This is a genomic window from Micromonospora sp. H61, from assembly GCF_018070325.1.
In the GTDB taxonomy this organism is placed as follows: domain Bacteria; phylum Actinomycetota; class Actinomycetes; order Mycobacteriales; family Micromonosporaceae; genus Micromonospora; species Micromonospora salmantinae.
The window spans coordinates 26,693-44,062 of the sequence record NZ_JAGPXY010000056.1; the positions used below are offsets into that span (position 1 = coordinate 26,693).

Below are 17,370 nucleotides of genomic sequence, written 5' to 3' on the forward strand. Positions count from 1 at the left end.
CTTCATGATCACCGCGGGCTGGCGGGTGGGGGTGGGGGTTCGGCTTGGCGGATGGCTTCGGCGTGGGCGAGGGTGGTGCGGCGGAGGGCTGCTTCGGGGTCTGTGCCCGCCTCGCGGGCTGCGGCCACCCTTGCCAGCAGGTCGGCGCCCAGTCTTGCCTCGGCATCCGCCTGGGTGTCGGCCGCCGGTGGGAGCGGGACGTCGATGCCTCGGCGGGCGGCGCGGTCCAGGATCTGCGTTGCCAGGGCCAGCGCGGGCTGGCTCAGGGCCACCCCGTCCAACGCCGAGTGCCGCGCCTTCTCGGCGCGCTTGATCCGCTCCCAGTTCTCGGTGATCTCCTCCAGGGTGCCCGCCTCGGCGCCGGCGAAGACGTGCGGATTACGTCGGATCATCTTGTCGACCAGGCCACCGGCCACGTCGTCGATGGTCCACCGCTCGTCCTCGGGCAACTCCTCGGCGAGCCGCGCGTGCAGCACCACCTGCAACAACACGTCGCCCAACTCCTCGCGCAGCGCGTCGGTGTCGTCGGCGCTGATGGCGTCGTACGCCTCGTAGCTCTCCTCCAGCAGGTAACCGGCGAGGCTGCGGTGCGTCTGCGCCCGCTTCCACGGGTCGCCGCCCGGCGAGGCCAGTCGATCCAGCACGGCCACCGCGTCGAGCAGCCGGGCACCCGGCGGATCCCACGAGCCGTACATCAGCTCCATCTCGGCCAACCCCGGCTGCCGGGCCAGCCGCAGACCCAACTCCCGGGCCAACGCCTCGTCACCCGCCGGACCGGCCAGCCACACCACAGTGCCGTGCGTCGCCACCGCGTCCAGCAGCGGCTGAGTCGCCGGGCCGTCCACCACTGTGACCTCGGCGCCCGCCTGGCGCACGGCCGTGGTCAACTCGCTGTCCGCGCCCGTCAACACCGGGTGCTGGCGTACGACGTCCCAGGCCGCGGCCGTCAACAGGCCGGCGGGCAACCGGGGTGAGGTGACCAGGAGAACGATCCGTGCGGTCATGCTCAGCTGGCCGTGCCCTCGGCCTCCGGCGCCGCGGTCGGCCCCTCCGGGGTGGAAATGTCGGTGACCGCGTCGGAGCCCGGCTCACCCAACGGCACGCTCACCGCGGGTGCGTCATCGGTGAAGCTGAGCAGCGGGAACTCGAGCGGGCGGTACCGAGGGCTGATGGTGACGTCGTAACGACCGACCGCCTCGGCCAGGATCCGCTTGGTCGCCAGCGCGCCGCGTAGCTGCTCGCCGTCGAGCTGCTGGGCGGCGGCCTCATCGGTCACGTCGGCCGGGATCTTGCCGGCCGCACGCCCGGCAGCGATCACGTCGGCGAGCTCCTCCTTGGTCGGCTCGACCGGCTCGGCCGGCAACCCGGACAGGCAGGTGAAGAACTTCGCCACTTCCCGCACGTGCTCGGTCTCCGGGTCGAGGCTGAGCTGCTGGGCAGCCTGCTCGGCCGTCACCTGGCCGCGCGGCTGGTAGTTCTTCTCGGCGGAGAGCTTCTCGCACACCTTGGTCAGCACCAGGGCCCGGACCACGTCGGCCACCTTGGGCAGAGTCGGTTGCTGCGCCGCGGGTTGCCCGCTGGCGGCGGAGGACTCCGGCGCCGGGTTCTTCGTCCGCAGGTCCTTCATCGCGGTGGTGACCTGAACATCGGTGATGCGCTGGTCACCGACGTAAGCGGCGATACCAGGCTCAGCACGGCAACCGGAGAGGGCGACGAGGCCGAGCGCCACAGTGGCGACGGCGGCAAGACGGCGAGCACGCATAGCCGTCACTCTCTCACGCCGTCACCCGGGGTTGTGACACCCCCCACCTTCGCTCATCCCCCGACCAGGGGCGGCGTCGACGCACGAGCGCCCCTGGTCCAGAGCACACCGCCGGCTCAGTCGCTCGCGGCGACGGCTCAGGCGCTCGCGGCGACGGCGAGTGGGGCGGGGGCACCGAGCACATCGGAGAGCAGTTGCGCGCACCACTGGAGCAGCGCCTGGTCACGCAGCGGCTCGCCACCGATCCGACGAGTGGTCGGTCGGGGCACGCTGACCTGGTCGGTGGCCTGCTTGTAGACGGCATCCGGGTGATAGCGCTTGAGCCGCATCTGCTTCGAATCCGGCAACGGCAGCGGGCCGAACCGTACGTGCTTGCCCTGCACGGACACGTCGGACAGGCCGTAGCGGCGGGCCAGCAGACGGAACCGGGCCACCTCCACCAGGTTCTGCACCGGGGCCGGTGGCTCGCCGTACCGGTCGGTCATCTCGGCGATCACCTCGCCCAGCCGCTCCTCGTCGCGCGCCTCGGCGAGCTTGCGGTACATCTCCAGGCGCAGCCGCTCCACGCTCACGTAGTCGTGCGGCAGGTGCGCGTCGACCGGCAGATCGATCTTGACATCGGTCTCCTCCTCCGACCGCTCACCCTTGAACGCGGAGACCGCCTCGCCGACCATCCGCACGTACAGGTCGAAGCCGACGCCCTCGATGTGCCCGGACTGCTCGCCACCGAGCAGGTTGCCGGCGCCCCGGATCTCCAGGTCCTTCATCGCCACGTACATGCCGGCGCCCAACTCGGTGTGCTGGGCGATGGTCGCCAACCGCTCGTGGGCGTGCTCGGTGAGCGGCTTCTCCGGCGGGTAGAGGAAGTAGGCGTACGCCCGCTCCCGGCCCCGGCCGACCCGGCCCCGGATCTGGTGCAGCTGGGCCAGGCCCAGCAGGTCTGCCCGCTCCACGATCAGCGTGTTGGCGTTCGGGATGTCGATGCCCGACTCGACGATCGTGGTGCAGACCAGGACGTCGAACTCCTTCTCCCAGAAGCCGACCATGACCTTCTCCAGGGCGTCCTCGCCCATCTGGCCGTGCGCCACCGCGACCCGCGCCTCGGGCACCAGCTCCCGCAGCCGCCGTGCCGCCCGGTCGATCGACTCGACCCGGTTGTGCAGGTAGAAGACCTGCCCGTCGCGGAGCAGCTCACGGTGGATGGACGCAGCCACCTGCCGGTCGTCCTGCGCGCCGACGAAGGTGAGCACCGGATGCCGCTCCTCCGGTGGGGTGGCGATGGTGGACATCTCCCGGATGCCGGTGATCGCCATCTCCAGGGTGCGCGGGATCGGGGTGGCCGACATGCTGAGCACGTCGACCGACGCGCGCAGCGTCTTCAGGTGCTCCTTGTGCTCGACACCGAAGCGCTGCTCCTCGTCGACGATCACCAGACCCAGCTGCTTGAAGCGGGTGGCCGTCTGCAACAGCCGGTGCGTACCGATGACGATGTCGACGGTGCCGTCGGCGACCATCTCCATCGTCCGCTCGGTCTCCTTCGCCGTCTGGAACCGGGACAGCTGCCGGATCTGGACCGGGAACTGGCTCATCCGCTCGGCGAACGTGTTGTAGTGCTGCTGAACCAGCAGGGTGGTCGGCACCAGCACCGCCACCTGCTTACCGTCCTGCACCGCCTTGAACGCCGCCCGGACCGCGATCTCGGTCTTGCCGTAGCCGACGTCACCGCAGATCAGCCGGTCCATCGGGACGCTCTGCTCCATGTCCCGCTTGACCTCGTCGATCGCGGCGAGCTGGTCCGGCGTCTCCTGCCAGGGGAAGGCATCCTCCAGCTCCCGCTGCCACGGGGTGTCCGGCCCGAACGAGTGCCCCTTGGACGCCTTGCGGGCGGCGTAGAGCTGGATGAGCTGCGCGGCGATCTCCCGGACCGCCTTGCGGGCCCGGGCCTTGGACTTCTGCCAGTCCGAGCCGCCCATCTTGTGCAGGGTCGGCTGCTCGCCGCCCACGTAGCGGGAGAGCTGGTCGAGCTGGTCGGTCGGGACGAACAACCGGTCGCCGGGCTGGCCCCGCTTGCTGGCCGCGTACTCGATGACGAGGTATTCCCGGCTGGCGCCGTTGACGGTGCGCTGCACCAGCTCGACGTAGCGGCCGATGCCGTGCTGCTCGTGCACCACGTGGTCGCCGGTCTTCAACTCCAGCGGGTCGATGGTGTTGCGCCGCCGACTCGGCATCTTGCGCATGTCTCGCGTCGAGGTGCCCCGACCGCCTGTCACGTCATTGCCGGTGAGCAGCACGAAGCGGGACGCCTCGTCGACGAACCCGCTGCTCAGCGCGCCACAGGTGACCACCAGCTCGCCGGGGACGGGCGCGGTCGGCACCTCCTCGGTGAACCGGGCACCCAGGCCGGCGTCGCGCAGCACCTCCACCGCCCGCTGGGCGGGGCCGTGCCCCTCGAAGACCAGCGCGATCGACCAGCCCTCGCCGGCCCAGCGCTTGAGGTCCTCGACCACCCGAGAGGTCTCGCCGTGATAGAGCGGCGCCGGTTGGGCGGACAGGGTCACCGCGATGGCGTCGTCCGGAGTGACGGCGGCCTGCTCGGGCGCGTCCTCCCAGGGCTGCCGAGTATCGGCGGTCTCCCCCTCACCCAATCCGAACGGGGACAGCGTCCACCACGGCTGGCCGAGCTTGCCGGCGGCGGCGCGTACCTCGCCGAGGGTGCGGAAGGCGGCGGCGCCGACGTCCACCGGGGCCTGGCCGCCGACCGCGGCGGCGGCCCAGCTGGCCTGCAGGAACTCCTCCGACGTACGCACCAGGTCGTGCGCCCGCGTGCGGATCCGCTCGGGGTCGCAGAGCAGGACGTGGGTGCCGGCCGGCATGGCGTCCAGCAGCAGCTCCAGTGAGTCGGGGCCGACCAGCACCGGGGCCAGCGACTCCATCCCCTCCACCGGGATGCCCTCGGCCAGCTTGTCGAGGATCTCGGCCAGCTCGGGGTGCTGCTCGGCGAGCGCGGCGGCCCGGTCGCAGACCGCCGGGGTGAGCAGCAGCTCGCGGCAGGGTGGTGCCCAGAGCAGCGGAACCTGCTCGATGGTCCGCTGGTCGGCGACGGCGAAGGTGCGGATCTCCTCCACCTCGTCGCCCCAGAACTCGACCCGCGACGGGTGCTCGTCGGTGGGCGGGAAGACGTCCAGGATCCCGCCGCGCACCGCGAACTCGCCGCGCTTGGTGACCAGGTCGACCCGGGCGTACGCCATGTCGATCAGTCGGCGGGCGACCTCTTCCAGGTCCGCCTCCTCGCCGGCGGCGAGCTGCACCGGCTCCAGATCACCGAGCCCCTTGAGCTGTGGCTGGAGCAGCGAACGGACCGGGGCCACTACCACTCGCAGTGGCCCGGTGCCGCCGTGCGCGTCGGTCGCCTCCGGGTGCGCCAGCCGGCGCAGCACGGCCAGTCGTCGGCCGACCGTGTCGGAGCGGGGGGACAGCCGCTCGTGCGGCAGCGTCTCCCAGGAGGGGAAGACAACTACCTGCTCGGCCGGCAGCAACCCGCCCAGCGCGGCGGCCAGGTCGTCGGCCTCCCGGGTGGTGGCGGTCACCGCCAGCACCGGTCGCCCGGCGCCGTCGTTGTCGGCGGCGACCGCCGCGACGGCGAACGGGCGCAGCGCCGCCGGGGCGGTGATGTCGAGGCCGTCGACCTGGGCGGCACCGGAGCGCGCCAGGTCACGCGCCCGGGTCAGCCCGGGGTCGGACAGGGCGGCGGTGAACAGACCGGTGAGCAAGGGAATCCTTCCCGGGGAGTCGACGCACACGACGGCGGCCCCTCGTCCAGCCGGACGGGGGGGCACGGCAACAAGCCTAGCCCCGTCGACCGACAGCCACCCCCTTCCGCCCAGGTCCGCGCCGCGCGCGTCACCCGCGCCCCACGCCCGGCCAGAGGATCTTGACCGTCGCCGGCTGGCGTGGTCGGGTTTCGGGATGGGTGAGCAGTGGCGGGCACAGTTCGACGCGGAGGTGAGCTTCGCCAACGGTGGCGGGCTGCGTACCGAGGGGTTCCGGCTGGACATTCCCGGTCGGGAGATCACCGACGACGACCTGGCGGCGTTGTTCGTCCGGCACCTCGGGCTGCTGATGGTCGCCCACGTCCGGATCAGCGCCAAGACGATCATCGAGGAGCCGCACAAGGGCGGCCGAGGCGTCACGGTCGACGGATCCGGCGCCGATCGTCGGCTGGTCGAGCTGAGCCACGTGATCAGCGACGGGATGACCACCCTGCCGGGTTGGCCGGGCCCCCGGATCACCGACTGGCTGACCTTCGCGGCATCCCGCGAGCGGTACGCCCCGGGCACCGAGTTCCACGTGGCCCGCATCGACATGATCGCCAACACCGGCACGTACCTGGACACGCCCGCCCACCGCTGGGCCGGCCGGGACGACCTGACCGGGGTGTCGCTGGACCGTCTCGCCGACCTACCGGGGGTGGTGGTGCGGGTGCCGGCCGGCATCCGCGCGGTGGACCGGCTGATGCTGGCCCCGTACGAGGTGACCGGCCGGGCGGTGCTGCTGCACACCGGGTGGGACGCGCACTTCGGCACCGAACGGTACGGCGCGCCGGACGCGCCGTACCTGACCGGGGAGGCCGCCCGGGCGCTGGTCGACGCGGGGGCGGCCCTGGTCGGCATCGACTCGATCAACATCGACGACATGAGCCCGGCGGCCGCCGGCGTACGCCCCGCGCACAGCGCGCTGCTCGCCGCCGGCATCCCGATCGTCGAGCACCTGACCGGCCTGGACGCGTTGCCGCCGAGCGGGTTCCGGTTCACCGCTGCCCCGCCGATGGTGGCCGGCATGGGCACCTTTCCGGTCCGCGCCTTCGCCGTCGTCAACCCCTGACGCCACCGGCGACGCCTGCCGCACGGCCAGCGGCTGGTCTCTGCCGGGCCGTGGGGGCGGCGAGCTGGTTCCACAGTGCGGTCCACAAAACGGACCATGGGCTAGCAACGTGGGCGCTGGCGGTAGGCCGGCTGGCCGGCATCCGCCCTCGGGATCTGGACGGTCCTCGGAGGGCTCGGGTTGGTCAGCGCAAGCCTGGTCCGGGGTCGCCGGGTCGCCCCCTCCGGCCCCGGAACGACCCAGTCCGGCCCCTCGCCGGACCGTGACGGTGGTTGAGATCACCCCGGAAAACACCCTTCGGCGGGCAGTGGATCACCAGGGGGCCCTCCAGACACCCCCTGCGCGCGGATACCATCCAGTAAGTCGGACAGCGCTGTCCTTCGTATCCACGTAAGGGAGCGCATCGTGACCGACCAGCACGACCACGACGGCCCGGACGCCGCACTGCGCGCCGACATTCGCCGACTCGGCACCCTGCTCGGCCAGACACTGGCCCGCCAGGAGGGTCGCCCACTGCTCGACCTCGTCGAGGAGATCCGCGCCCAGGTCCGCTCCGACGCCCCGGCGGCCGCCCAGCGCCTCGGCGGGCTCGACGTGACCACCGGCACCAAGCTGGCCCGCGCGTTCTCCACCTACTTCCACCTGGCCAACATCACCGAGCAGGTGCACCGTGCGCGGGACCTGCGCCGCCGCCGCGCGGTGCAGGGCGGCTGGCTGGACCAGGCCGCCAAGATGATCGCCGAGCGCGGGGTGCCGGCCGAGGAGATCGCCAACGCGGCTCGCCGGCTGGCGGTGCGACCGGTCTTCACCGCGCACCCGACCGAGGCGGCCCGTCGCTCGATCCTGTCCAAGCTGCGGGCGATCGCCGACGAGTTGGACGCCGAGACCGCCAACGCGATCCTGTACGGCGCCAGCGACGAGGGCCCGGCCAACCGCCGGCTGGCCGAGTTGTTGGACCTGATGTGGCAGACCGACGAGCTGCGGCTCGACCGGCCGGACCCGACCGACGAGGCCCGCAACGCCATCTACTACCTGCGCGACCTGTACGCCGAGGCCGCCCCGCAGGTGCTCGACGACCTGGCCGACACGTTGCGCACGCTCGGTGTGGAGACCTCACCGACGGCCCGGCCGCTGAGCTTCGGCACCTGGATCGGCGGCGATCGCGACGGCAACCCGTTCGTCACCCCGGCGGTCACCCGCGAGGTGCTGACCATCCAGCACGAGCACGGCATCGCGGCCACCGAGAAGGCGATGGACCACCTGATCAACGAGGTTTCGGTGTCCCGCCGACTGCGCGGGGTGTCCCTGGACCTGTCCGCCAGCCTCGCCGCCGACCTGGACGCGCTGCCCGAGGTGGCACAGCGCTTCCGCCGGGTCAACGCGGAGGAGCCGTACCGGCTCAAGGCACGCTGCGTGAAGGCGAAGCTCGCCAACACCCGGCTGAGGTTGCGCCAGGGCACCGCACACGTACCGGGTCGGGACTACCGGGGCTCGGCCGAGCTGATCGCCGACCTGGACCTGCTGCGCGCCTCGTTGGCCCGCAACTCCGGGCAGCTCACCGCGGTCGGCCGGCTGGCCTCCACCATCCGTACGGTCTCCGCGTTCGGCCTGCATCTGGCGACGATGGACGTCCGGGAACACGCCGAGGCGCACCACGCCGTGCTCGCGCAGCTCTACGAGGCGGTCGGCGAGGTCTCCGACTACCCGGCGCTGACCCGGCTGGAACGCACCAAGCTGCTCGCCGACGAGCTGACCGGTCGCCGTCCGCTGTCGACGGTGGACACGTCGCTGTCCGAGCCGGCCCGCAAGACGTTCGACGTGTTCAGCACCATCCGGGAGGCACAGGACCGGTTCGGCGCCGAGGTGATCGAGTCGTACATCATCTCGATGACCCTGGGTGTCGACGACGTGCTGGCCGCCGTGGTGCTGGCCCGCGAGGCCGGCCTGGTGGACGTGCACAGCGGGCGGGCCCGGGTCGGGTTCGTGCCGCTCCTGGAGACCCCCGCCGAGCTGAACTCCGGCGGCGAGCTCCTCGACGAGTTGCTGTCGCTGCCCGCGTACCGGGCGCTGGTGACGGCCCGGGGTGACGTGCAGGAGGTCATGCTCGGCTACTCCGACTCGAACAAGGAAGCCGGGATCACCACCAGCCAGTGGTCGATCCACCGGGCGCAGCGCGCGCTGCGCGACGTGGCCGCCCGGCACGGTGTGCACCTGCGGCTCTTCCACGGCCGGGGCGGCACTGTCGGGCGCGGCGGCGGGCCGACGCACGAGGCGATCCTGGCGCAGCCGTACGGCACCATGGACGGCGCGATCAAGGTGACCGAGCAGGGCGAGGTGATCTCCGACAAGTACACCCTGCCCTCGCTGGCCCGGGAGAACCTGGAGCTGACCCTCGCCGCGGTGCTCCAGGCGACCCTGCTGCACACCGCTCCCCGGCAGCCGGCCGAGATGTTGGAGCGCTGGGACGCGACGATGGACGTGGTCTCCGAGTCGGCGTTCCGGTCCTACCGGTCGCTCGTCGAGGACCCGGACCTGCCCGCGTACTTCTGGGCGTCCACCCCCACCGAGCTGCTCGGCGCGCTGAACATCGGCTCCCGGCCGGCGAAGCGCCCGAACACCGGCGCCGGGCTGTCCGGGCTGCGGGCCATCCCGTGGGTGTTCGGCTGGACGCAGACCCGGCAGATCGTGCCGGGCTGGTTCGGCGTCGGCTCCGGGCTGGCCGCCGCCCGTGAGGCCGGTCTGGCGGACGTGCTGGCCGAGATGCACCGCAACTGGCACTTCTTCCGCACGTTCCTGTCGAACGTCGAGATGATGTTGACCAAGACCGACCTGAGCATCGCCCGCCGGTACGTCGAGACGCTGGTGCCGAAGAAGCTGCACCCGATCTTCGAGCAGATCGAGCAGGAGTACGAGCTGACCAAGCGGGAAGTGCTGGCGGTGACCGCCTCACCGGCCCTGCTGGAGAACTCGCCGGTGCTTCAGCGCACCCTGGCCGTCCGCGACACCTACCTGGAGCCGCTGCACCATCTCCAGGTGGCGCTGCTGCGGCAGTACCGGGAGTCGGGCGCGGCCGGGCGGGCGATCGCCACCGCACCGGGCGGCCGACGCGCACCGAGCGACGGCACCGCCCTGGAACGCGCACTGCTCACCACCGTGAACGGCATCGCGGCCGGGATGCGCAACACCGGCTGATCGACAGGTACGGAAACGGGCCCCGGTCGCAGCGACCGGGGCCCGTTTCCGTAGGTCTGAACGACTGTCAGAAGTCGCCGCCGCCGAAATCCCCGCCCCCGAAGTCACCGCCGCCGAAGCCGCCACCGCCGAAGTCCCCACCGGCGTAGTCGCCGCCGCCGACGTCCCCACCCTGGTCGCTGCCGCCGAAGTCGCCGCCCTGGTCGCCGCCGTCGCCGCCCTGGTCGACACCGTCACCGAAGCCCTCCTGGTAGCCGGCGTCGTAGCCGTACCCGGGGTCGGCGAAGGCCGGCGAGAAGAGCGCGTCGGCGATCAGGATGCCGCCGAGCACACCGGCGCCGGCACCCAGCGCCGTCTTCCACCAGGGCGTCGAATACCAGCCGGCGGGCACCGGGCGGCCCTGATAACGCCCACCGGGGTAGTAGTAGGGCGTTTCCCGGCCGGGTTGCGGCCCGGCCCGGAAGGTCTGCCCCTGCACATCGACCTCGCGCTCCTTGGTGAGCTGCCCCACGCCACGGGCGGCGGCCACTGGCGGCACCTCGGGGCCCGGATCGATGCCCAGCGCCGTACGCGCCGCCCGGATGTACGCCAAACCCTCCAGCGCGGTCTCCCGGGCCAGCCCGAACTGGTGCGGCGTGGACGCCTGCTCCAGCTGGGAGCCCGCCGCGTTGTACCGCTCACCGGCGTCGGCCAGCGCCTGTCGTACCGCTGGGTCGTCGCCGTGCAGGTTCATCAACTGGCCGCCGAGGCGCTCGTACCACCGCTGCGCCTCCGCGCGGGCGTCGCCGAGCTCGGTGCGCCGACGGGCACCGGCCTGAGCGCGGACGAGCGCGGCGGCGCCCAGCGCGCCGACCAGCACAACGGCGAGGCAGAGCACAAGTTCCATGTCATCGAACGTACCCCCGGGTCGCACGTCGTATCCGTCTGGCAAGCTCCGGTGATGGACGTCTCGACGCTGCTCCTGGTGATCGTGTGCCTCGGCGCCGGCGGGGCGGTGGGCTGGCTCGCGGCCCGGTCCCGCTCGGCGGCCGACATCGCCCGCCTGGATGCCACCCTGGCCGCCACCCGGGAGGGCGAGGGTCGGCTGGAACAGTCCATGCGGGCGTTGAGCTACGAGGCCACCGCACAGTCCCAGGAGGCGGTGGCCCGGGCGGTCGCGCCGCTGCACGACACCCTGCGCCGCTACGAGCAACGGGTGGCCGAGCTGGAGCACGACCGCGTCGACGCGTACGCCGAACTGCGTGAGCAGGTCCGCTCGATGAACGCGGTCTCCGGTGAGCTGCGCACCGAGACCAAGCAGTTGGTGGCGGCGCTGCGCGCACCGCAGGTGCGGGGCCGCTGGGGCGAGCACCAGTTGCGCCGGATCGTCGAGGCTGCCGGCATGCTGGAGCACTGCGACTTCTCCGAGCAGGTCACCGCCGCCACCGACCAGCAGGTCGTCCGACCGGATCTGGTGGTCCGCCTGCACGGTGGTCGCTCGGTGGTGGTGGACGCCAAGGCCCCGTTCGACGCGTACCTGACAGCCATGGAGGCCCGCGACGAGCGCGGCCGGGACACCCACCTCGACGCGCACGCGCGGCACCTGCGGGGGCACGTCGACGCCCTGGCCGCCAAGTCGTACTGGTCGGCGTTCGACAACTCACCCGAGTTCGTGGTGCTGTTCGTCCCGGCCGACCCGTTCCTCGACGTCGCGCTCCAGCGAGACCCGACGCTGCTGGAGCACGCCTTCACCCGCAACGTGGTGCTCGCCACGCCGGCCACGCTGGTCGCCCTGCTCCGCACGGTGGCCTACTCCTGGCGGCAGGAGGCACTGGCCCGCAACGCGCTCGCCGTGCACACCCTCGCCCGGGAGCTGTACGGCCGGCTATCCACCCTGGGCGACCACGTGGGCAAGCTCGGGTCCTCGCTGGCCGGTGCGGTGACCGCCTACAACCGGGCGGTCGGCTCGCTGGAGGCCCGGGTGTTGGTCAGCGCTCGCAAGCTCGCCGAGTTGGGCGTCTCGGACGACGAGTTGGCCACGCCGGCCCAGGTCGAGTTGACGCCCCGGCAGCCGCAGGCTCCCGAGCTGGCCGATCCGGCCGACGAGGTCTCGGCCCGCCAGCCATCTATGTGACAGTGCGTACGCCTGCATATCACGAAGTGGTCACAAGGAACTGGCCACTAGTGACAGTGCTCGCCGATACCCCGAAAGATTCTGCTCACCCGAGCGCCCTTGTCTGAGGGCCCTGTTCTCTGGAGGAAAAGAGAACGTGAGCAGACTCCCAAACCTGAGCCGGCGCACCTCAGCCGCGCTCTTCGCATCGGTCCTGGCGGCGAGCGCCGTGACCGCCATGGGTGGTGCCGCCACCGCGGCCGCCGCTCCAACGACCACAGCGGACACCTCCCCGGCCACCGCCGCCGAGACGCTGGGCGCGCACGACGCCAAACTGCTCAGCGAGGCCCGCGCCAAGAAGGCTCCGACCGTCACGTTGATCGTCGCCACCGAGAAGGGTGAGGCGGGGGACGTCGCCGACAGCCTCACCAAGCTCGGCGGCACTGTCAGCCAGCGGCAGGACCGGGTCGGCTTCGTGCTGGCCAAGGTCCCGACCGACCGGGTTCTCAAGGCGGCCCGGCTGCCCGGCGTGTCGGCGGTCGACCTGGACGAGGTCATCCAACTGCCGGACCCGGCCCCGGAACAGACCCCCACCGGCACCGCTGGTGCGCGACAGGCCGCCGTGGAGGCGCCGGGCGCGGCCACCCCGGCGGACAACCCGTACATGCCGACGAACGAGACCGGCGCGGTGGCGTTCACCGCGGCCCACCCGGAGTGGGACGGCCGGGGCGTCACGATCGGCATCATGGACTCCGGTGTGGACCTGGCCCACCCGGCGTTGCAGCAGACCACCACCGGTGAGCGAAAGATCGTCGACTGGGTCACCGCGACCGACCCGCTGGAGGACAGCTCGTGGCGGCGGATGCAGGCCGAGGTCGCCGGCCCGTCGTTCACCATCGACGGCCTCGGCACCTGGACGGCGCCGGCCGGCACGTACCGGTTCAACCTGTTCAGCGAGTCGGTCACCAACGCGAGCGACGCCCGGGGTGACGTCAACCGCGACGGCGACACGACCGACACCTGGGGTGTGCTCTTCGACCCGGCCACCAACAACATCCGGGTGGACGCCAACCAGAACCTCAACTTCACCGACGACCCGGTCATGCGGCCGTACAAGGAGAAGTACGACATCGGCTACTTCGGCACCGACAACCCGGCCACGCCGGTCGCCGAGCGGCAGCCCTTCGTCGTCGAGTTCCGCAAGAACGTGAACACCACGCCGATCGGGCTGCCGGGCACCTACGACTACGTCAACATCGGCATTGTCGAGAGCACCCACGGCACCCACGTCGCCGGCATCACCGCCGCCAACGACATGCTCGGCAACGGGGCCTTCGACGGTGCCGCGCCCGGCGCCAAGCTGGTCTCCGCCCGCGCCTGCTCCTGGGGCGGCGGCTGCACCGCGGCGGCGCTCACCACCGGCATGATCGACCTGGTGGCCAATCGTGGCGTCGACATCGTCAACATGTCGATCGGTGGCCTACCGGGCCTGAACGACGGCAACAACGCGCGGGCGAACCTCTACAACGAACTGATCGAGACGTACGGCGTGCAGTTGATCATCTCGGCCGGCAACTCCGGCCCGGGTCTCAACACCGTCGGCGACCCGTCGGTGGCCAGCAACGTGATCAGCGTTGCCGCCAACATCAGCAAGGACACCTGGCTGGCCAACTACGGCTCGGTCGTCAAGAAGAAGAACGCCCTGTTCAACTTCTCCTCCCGTGGCCCGCGCGAGGACGGCGGCTTCAAGCCGAACATCGCCGCCCCCGGCTCGGCCATCTCCACCGCACCGACCTGGCAGCTCGGCGCCCCGGTCCCCGAGGCCGGATACGCGCTGCCCCCGGGCTACGCGATGCTGAACGGCACCTCGATGGCGTCTCCGCAGACCGCTGGCGCCGGCGCGTTGCTGCTGTCGGCCGCCAAGGCCACCGACCGGGGCGTCAGCCCGGCGGCGTTGCGGCGGGCGCTGTTCACCTCCGCCAAGCCGATCGCTGACGTGCCGACGTACGCGCAGGGCTACGGCATGGTCAACGTTCCGGGCGCCTGGCAGCTGCTGCGCCAGGGCGTCGAAACCCGGTCGTACGTCTCCGACGCGCCGGTCTGCAGCCCCCTGGCGGAGCAGCTGACCATCTGGAACGGCGTGAAGTTCGTGCCGAACCCCGGTCGGGGCACCGGCGTCTACAACCGCTGCACCTCGTCCGAGGGCGGCCACAAGGTCGGCCAGAGCAAGACCTACCCGGTCAAGCTGACCCGCACCAGCGGCCCGGCCGGCACCATCAAGCACAACATCACGCTCCAGGGCAACGACGGCACCTTCAAGGCACCGAAGACCGTCGCGTTGCCGCTCAACAAGGCCGTCACCATCAGCGTCACCGCCAAGCCGGCCACCGAGGGCGCGCACGGCGCGATCGTGCGGATCGACGACCCGGCCACCAACGTGGTCGACTTCGAGGTGTCCACGGTGGTGGTGGCCTCGAACGATGTGAAGAAGCCCAACTTCTCGTACGCCAACGAGGGCTCGGTCGACCGCAACGGCTTCACGTCGTACTTCGTCACGGTGCCGGAGGGCGCCAAGGCCCTCCAGGTGAACCTCTCCGGAATCGCCACCGGTTCGCAGACCCGGTTCATCGCGATCAACCCGTTGGGTGTGCCGGTGGAGTCCACCACCAGCACCGTCTGCTACACCAACTTCTCCGACGTCAACGTCTGCAAGCCGCAGGAGCGTGACTACCAGAACCCGCTTCCCGGGGTCTGGGAGATCGAGGTGGAGTCGCGGCGGACGTCCCCGGCGCTGAACAACCCGTTCAAGCTCCAGGCGCGGGTGCAGGGCCTGACTGTCGAGCCGGCGCTGGTCGAGCTGCCCAGTGTCGAGGCCGGCGAGCCGACCCCGGTGAGCTGGAAGGTCACCAACGCCTTCGGCCCGGTCTCGGTCAGCGGCCGCAGTGGCGCGCTGACCGGTGTGCGGACCGAGCGTCCGACCATCACCGAGGGCGGTCCCAACCAGGAGTGGACCGTCGAGATCCCGGCGGGCACGTCGACGTTCACCGCCCGGATCGGCAACCCCGCCAACGCGGGCGCCGACCTGGACCTGTTCGTCTACCGGGACACCACCGAGGTCGGCCGGGCCGCGGACGGCGACTCGGAGGAGGCGGTCACGCTGACCAACCCGGCCGCCGGCACCTACCGCGTCGTGGTGGAGCCGTACGGGGTTGACGGGCCGGGCACCAGCACCGCCTACGACTACTACGACGCGTTCGCGTCCGCGTCGCTGGGCACGATCACCGCTCCGGCCGTCGCGGTGCCGCTGATGCACGGCGAGTCGGCCACCATCACCGGCACGGTGACCGCGGTGGCCGTTCCGGCCGACGGGCGTCAGCTCTCCGGTGAACTGGCGATCGTCACCAGCGAGGGTGCGATCGTGGGTCGCGGGAACGTGTCCATCGGTGCCGTGAACTGATCCGCTCGTAACACCGGCAGGAGCCCGTCCCCACGTTCGGGGGCGGGCTCCCGCATGTCAGGGGTCAGTGGTCAGGACCGGTGGGCGGCCGTCACGACGAACGGGGTGCCCTGCTGGCAGGTGGTCATCATGCCGGGCTCCACCCGACCGGTGACCTCGACCCGGGCGCCCGGCGTCAGCACCTCACGCGGGCCGCCGAGCAGTAGGTAACCGTCGAGCAGTACGCAGCCAGGCTCCACACCGCCCTGCACGGTGCCGCTCAGTGTGGTGGCCCCGACTCCCGGCGGCGTGCTCGGGCCGCCCGGTTTCGGAGTCTTCAGCCCGGGCGGCACGGACCGGGTGCCGGTCTCTGGCGAGGGCGTCGGGTCGGGCGTGGGCTGGCTGGTCACCGGCTGCGCTCCCGTCGGGGTCGGGGTGGGTGTGCCGCCCCCGACACCCTGGCCGCCGCAGGCGCTCAGCGCCACGCAGACGGCCAGCGCGGGGACGGCGAGCCGAAGAGTCCTCATGCCGAATCTGACGTACGCCGACCCGAGTTCGTTCCCACGCTTCAGCCGCGCGCCGCAGCGGCCTTCATGTCCCGCCTCAGCTCCTGCGGAAGCGAGAACGTGAGCCGCTCGTTGGCGGTGGTGATCTCCTCGACGTCGGCGAAGCCACGGGCGGCGAGGTGGACCAGCACCTCCTGGACCAGGTCGTCCGGGACGCTCGCGCCCGAGGTCAAACCGACCGTGGTGGCCCCCTCCAGCCAGGCGTCGTCGATCTCGTGCGCGAAGTCGACCAGGTGACCGGCGCGGGCACCGGCGTCGAGGGCGACCTCGACCAGGCGGACCGAGTTGGAGGAGTTCGTCGAGCCGACCACGATCACCACGTCACAGTCGGCGGCGATCTCCTTGACCACGTGCTGCCGGTTGGAGGTGGCGTAGCAGATGTCGTCGCTGGGCGGGGACTGCAACAGCGGCAGCCGCTGCTTGAGGCGGGCCACAGTCTCCAGCGTCTCGTCGACCGAGAGCGTGGTCTGGGAGAGCCATACCACCTTCTCCGGATCACGTACGGTGATCTTGTCGGCGCCGTCCGGGCCGTCCACCAGCTGGATGTGCGCGGGGGCCTCACCGGCGGTGCCGATGACCTCTTCGTGCCCCTCGTGGCCGATGAGCAGGATGTCGTAGTCCTCGGCCGCGAAGCGCCGCGCCTCGTGGTGCACCTTGGTGACCAGCGGACAGGTCGCGTCGATCGCCTTCAACGAACGCGCCTTGGCCTGCTCGTGGACCTCGGGCGCCACACCGTGCGCGGAGAAGACGACTGTGGCGCCCTCCGGCACCTCCTCGTTCTCCTCCACGAAGATGGCGCCCTGGGCCTCCAGGGTCTGCACCACGTGCTTGTTGTGCACGATCTGCTTGCGCACGTAGATCGGGGCGCCGTAGAGCTTCAGCGCCTCCTCCACGGTCTGCACCGCGCGGTCGACACCCGCGCAGTAGCCGCGGGGCTTGGCCAGGAGCACGCGCTTGCCGGTCCGGAGATCAGTCACCGCCCCATCGTACGTGCCACCCCGCAGCGCGGCAGCGGCCCGCAACCACCCTCGGCAACACCGTTGCACTAGAGATCGGTTAGTGGGCGCATGGGCACGGTGAACCCAGGTCCGTCACTCCAGAACGGCCCCGCCCGCGCCGATCTTGCAGTTTTGGTCGCTGATATGCGCGGAATACCCTCTTATGTCGCGACAGTAAACGCAAGATCGCGGACGAGGGGCAGCCCGCCCTCGTCGATCATGGAGTTACGGTGCCTGGTTTGGCTCGATGCGGGCACTTTGCCACCCACCACAACTCCATGATCGACGGACAGCGCGGGGTTGACGAACAGCCACTCCGTCTGACGCAACGGTGTTGCCACCCTCGGCCCCGGGTGATCAAGAGGTTTACGTCAGAAACGCGCCCAGCGCCGACGCAAACCTCTTGATCACCCGAGAGGTCCGTAGGGTGGGCGGGTGAGCGA

10 protein-coding genes are annotated in these 17,370 nt (G+C 71.3%); 4 read left to right on the plus strand and 6 right to left on the minus strand.

The features are described 5' to 3' along the window. Window positions 1-8 precede the first annotated feature (8 nt). From KBX08_RS24070 to mfd, 3 genes are all read right to left on the minus strand, one after another. The gene (locus KBX08_RS24070) at window positions 9-1,004 is read right to left on the minus strand and encodes a nucleoside triphosphate pyrophosphohydrolase (RefSeq protein ID WP_210785658.1); all 996 of its coding nucleotides are present in this window, start codon (window positions 1,002-1,004) and stop codon (window positions 9-11) included. A 2-nt stretch (window positions 1,005-1,006) separates the two neighbouring features. Further along, the gene (locus KBX08_RS24075) at window positions 1,007-1,762 is read right to left on the minus strand and encodes a hypothetical protein (protein WP_210785659.1); all 756 of its coding nucleotides are present in this window, start codon (window positions 1,760-1,762) and stop codon (window positions 1,007-1,009) included. Window positions 1,763-1,899: 137 nt separating this feature from the next. Beyond that, the gene (gene mfd, locus KBX08_RS24080; protein ID WP_210785660.1) at window positions 1,900-5,532 is read right to left on the minus strand and encodes a transcription-repair coupling factor; all 3,633 of its coding nucleotides are present in this window, start codon (window positions 5,530-5,532) and stop codon (window positions 1,900-1,902) included. 196 nt (window positions 5,533-5,728) lie between these two features. Between mfd and KBX08_RS24085 the strand changes: the two genes are divergently transcribed. After that, window positions 5,729-6,643, plus strand: a complete 915-nt coding sequence (locus KBX08_RS24085; RefSeq protein WP_210785661.1) for a cyclase family protein — start codon at window positions 5,729-5,731, stop codon at window positions 6,641-6,643. Window positions 6,644-7,048: 405 nt separating this feature from the next. Then, window positions 7,049-9,835 carry a phosphoenolpyruvate carboxylase gene (ppc, locus tag KBX08_RS24090; protein WP_210785662.1) on the plus strand — a complete coding sequence of 929 codons (2,787 nt, stop codon included), beginning with the start codon at window positions 7,049-7,051 and terminating at the stop codon, window positions 9,833-9,835. Window positions 9,836-9,902: 67 nt separating this feature from the next. Here the strand turns inward: ppc and KBX08_RS24095 are convergent, their stop codons facing one another. Further along, complete coding sequence (locus KBX08_RS24095; protein WP_210785663.1) at window positions 9,903-10,721, minus strand: hypothetical protein; 819 nt, start codon at window positions 10,719-10,721, stop codon at window positions 9,903-9,905. A 54-nt stretch (window positions 10,722-10,775) separates the two neighbouring features. Here KBX08_RS24095 and KBX08_RS24100 point away from each other — a divergent pair, with 54 nt between their 5' ends. Then, window positions 10,776-11,948: a DNA recombination protein RmuC gene (locus KBX08_RS24100; protein ID WP_210785664.1), complete on the plus strand. Its 1,173-nt coding sequence runs from the start codon at window positions 10,776-10,778 to the stop codon at window positions 11,946-11,948. Window positions 11,949-12,084: 136 nt separating this feature from the next. After that, complete coding sequence (locus KBX08_RS24105) at window positions 12,085-15,384, plus strand: S8 family serine peptidase (protein ID WP_210785665.1); 3,300 nt, start codon at window positions 12,085-12,087, stop codon at window positions 15,382-15,384. Window positions 15,385-15,455: 71 nt separating this feature from the next. Here the strand turns inward: KBX08_RS24105 and KBX08_RS24110 are convergent, their stop codons facing one another. Both KBX08_RS24110 and KBX08_RS24115 read right to left on the minus strand, forming a co-directional pair. After that, window positions 15,456-15,890: a hypothetical protein gene (locus KBX08_RS24110; protein WP_112581935.1), complete on the minus strand. Its 435-nt coding sequence runs from the start codon at window positions 15,888-15,890 to the stop codon at window positions 15,456-15,458. 41 nt (window positions 15,891-15,931) lie between these two features. Then, on the minus strand, window positions 15,932-16,951 hold the full coding sequence (locus KBX08_RS24115) for a 4-hydroxy-3-methylbut-2-enyl diphosphate reductase (RefSeq protein ID WP_374101967.1): 1,020 nt from the start codon (window positions 16,949-16,951) through the stop codon (window positions 15,932-15,934). Window positions 16,952-17,370: the final 419 nt, after the last annotated feature.

Excerpts from the sequence above, each read along its gene's own strand:
- KBX08_RS24070 (WP_210785658.1), bottom strand. The coding sequence starts at position 1,004 with ATGACCGCACGGATCGTTCTCCTGGTCACCTCACCCCGGTTGCCCGCC.
- KBX08_RS24110 (WP_112581935.1), bottom strand. The coding sequence starts at position 15,890 with ATGAGGACTCTTCGGCTCGCCGTCCCCGCGCTGGCCGTCTGCGTGGCG.
- KBX08_RS24095 (WP_210785663.1), bottom strand. The coding sequence starts at position 10,721 with ATGGAACTTGTGCTCTGCCTCGCCGTTGTGCTGGTCGGCGCGCTGGGC.
- KBX08_RS24100 (WP_210785664.1), top strand. The coding sequence starts at position 10,776 with ATGGACGTCTCGACGCTGCTCCTGGTGATCGTGTGCCTCGGCGCCGGC.
- KBX08_RS24085 (WP_210785661.1), top strand. The coding sequence starts at position 5,729 with ATGGGTGAGCAGTGGCGGGCACAGTTCGACGCGGAGGTGAGCTTCGCC.
- KBX08_RS24075 (WP_210785659.1), bottom strand. The coding sequence starts at position 1,762 with ATGCGTGCTCGCCGTCTTGCCGCCGTCGCCACTGTGGCGCTCGGCCTC.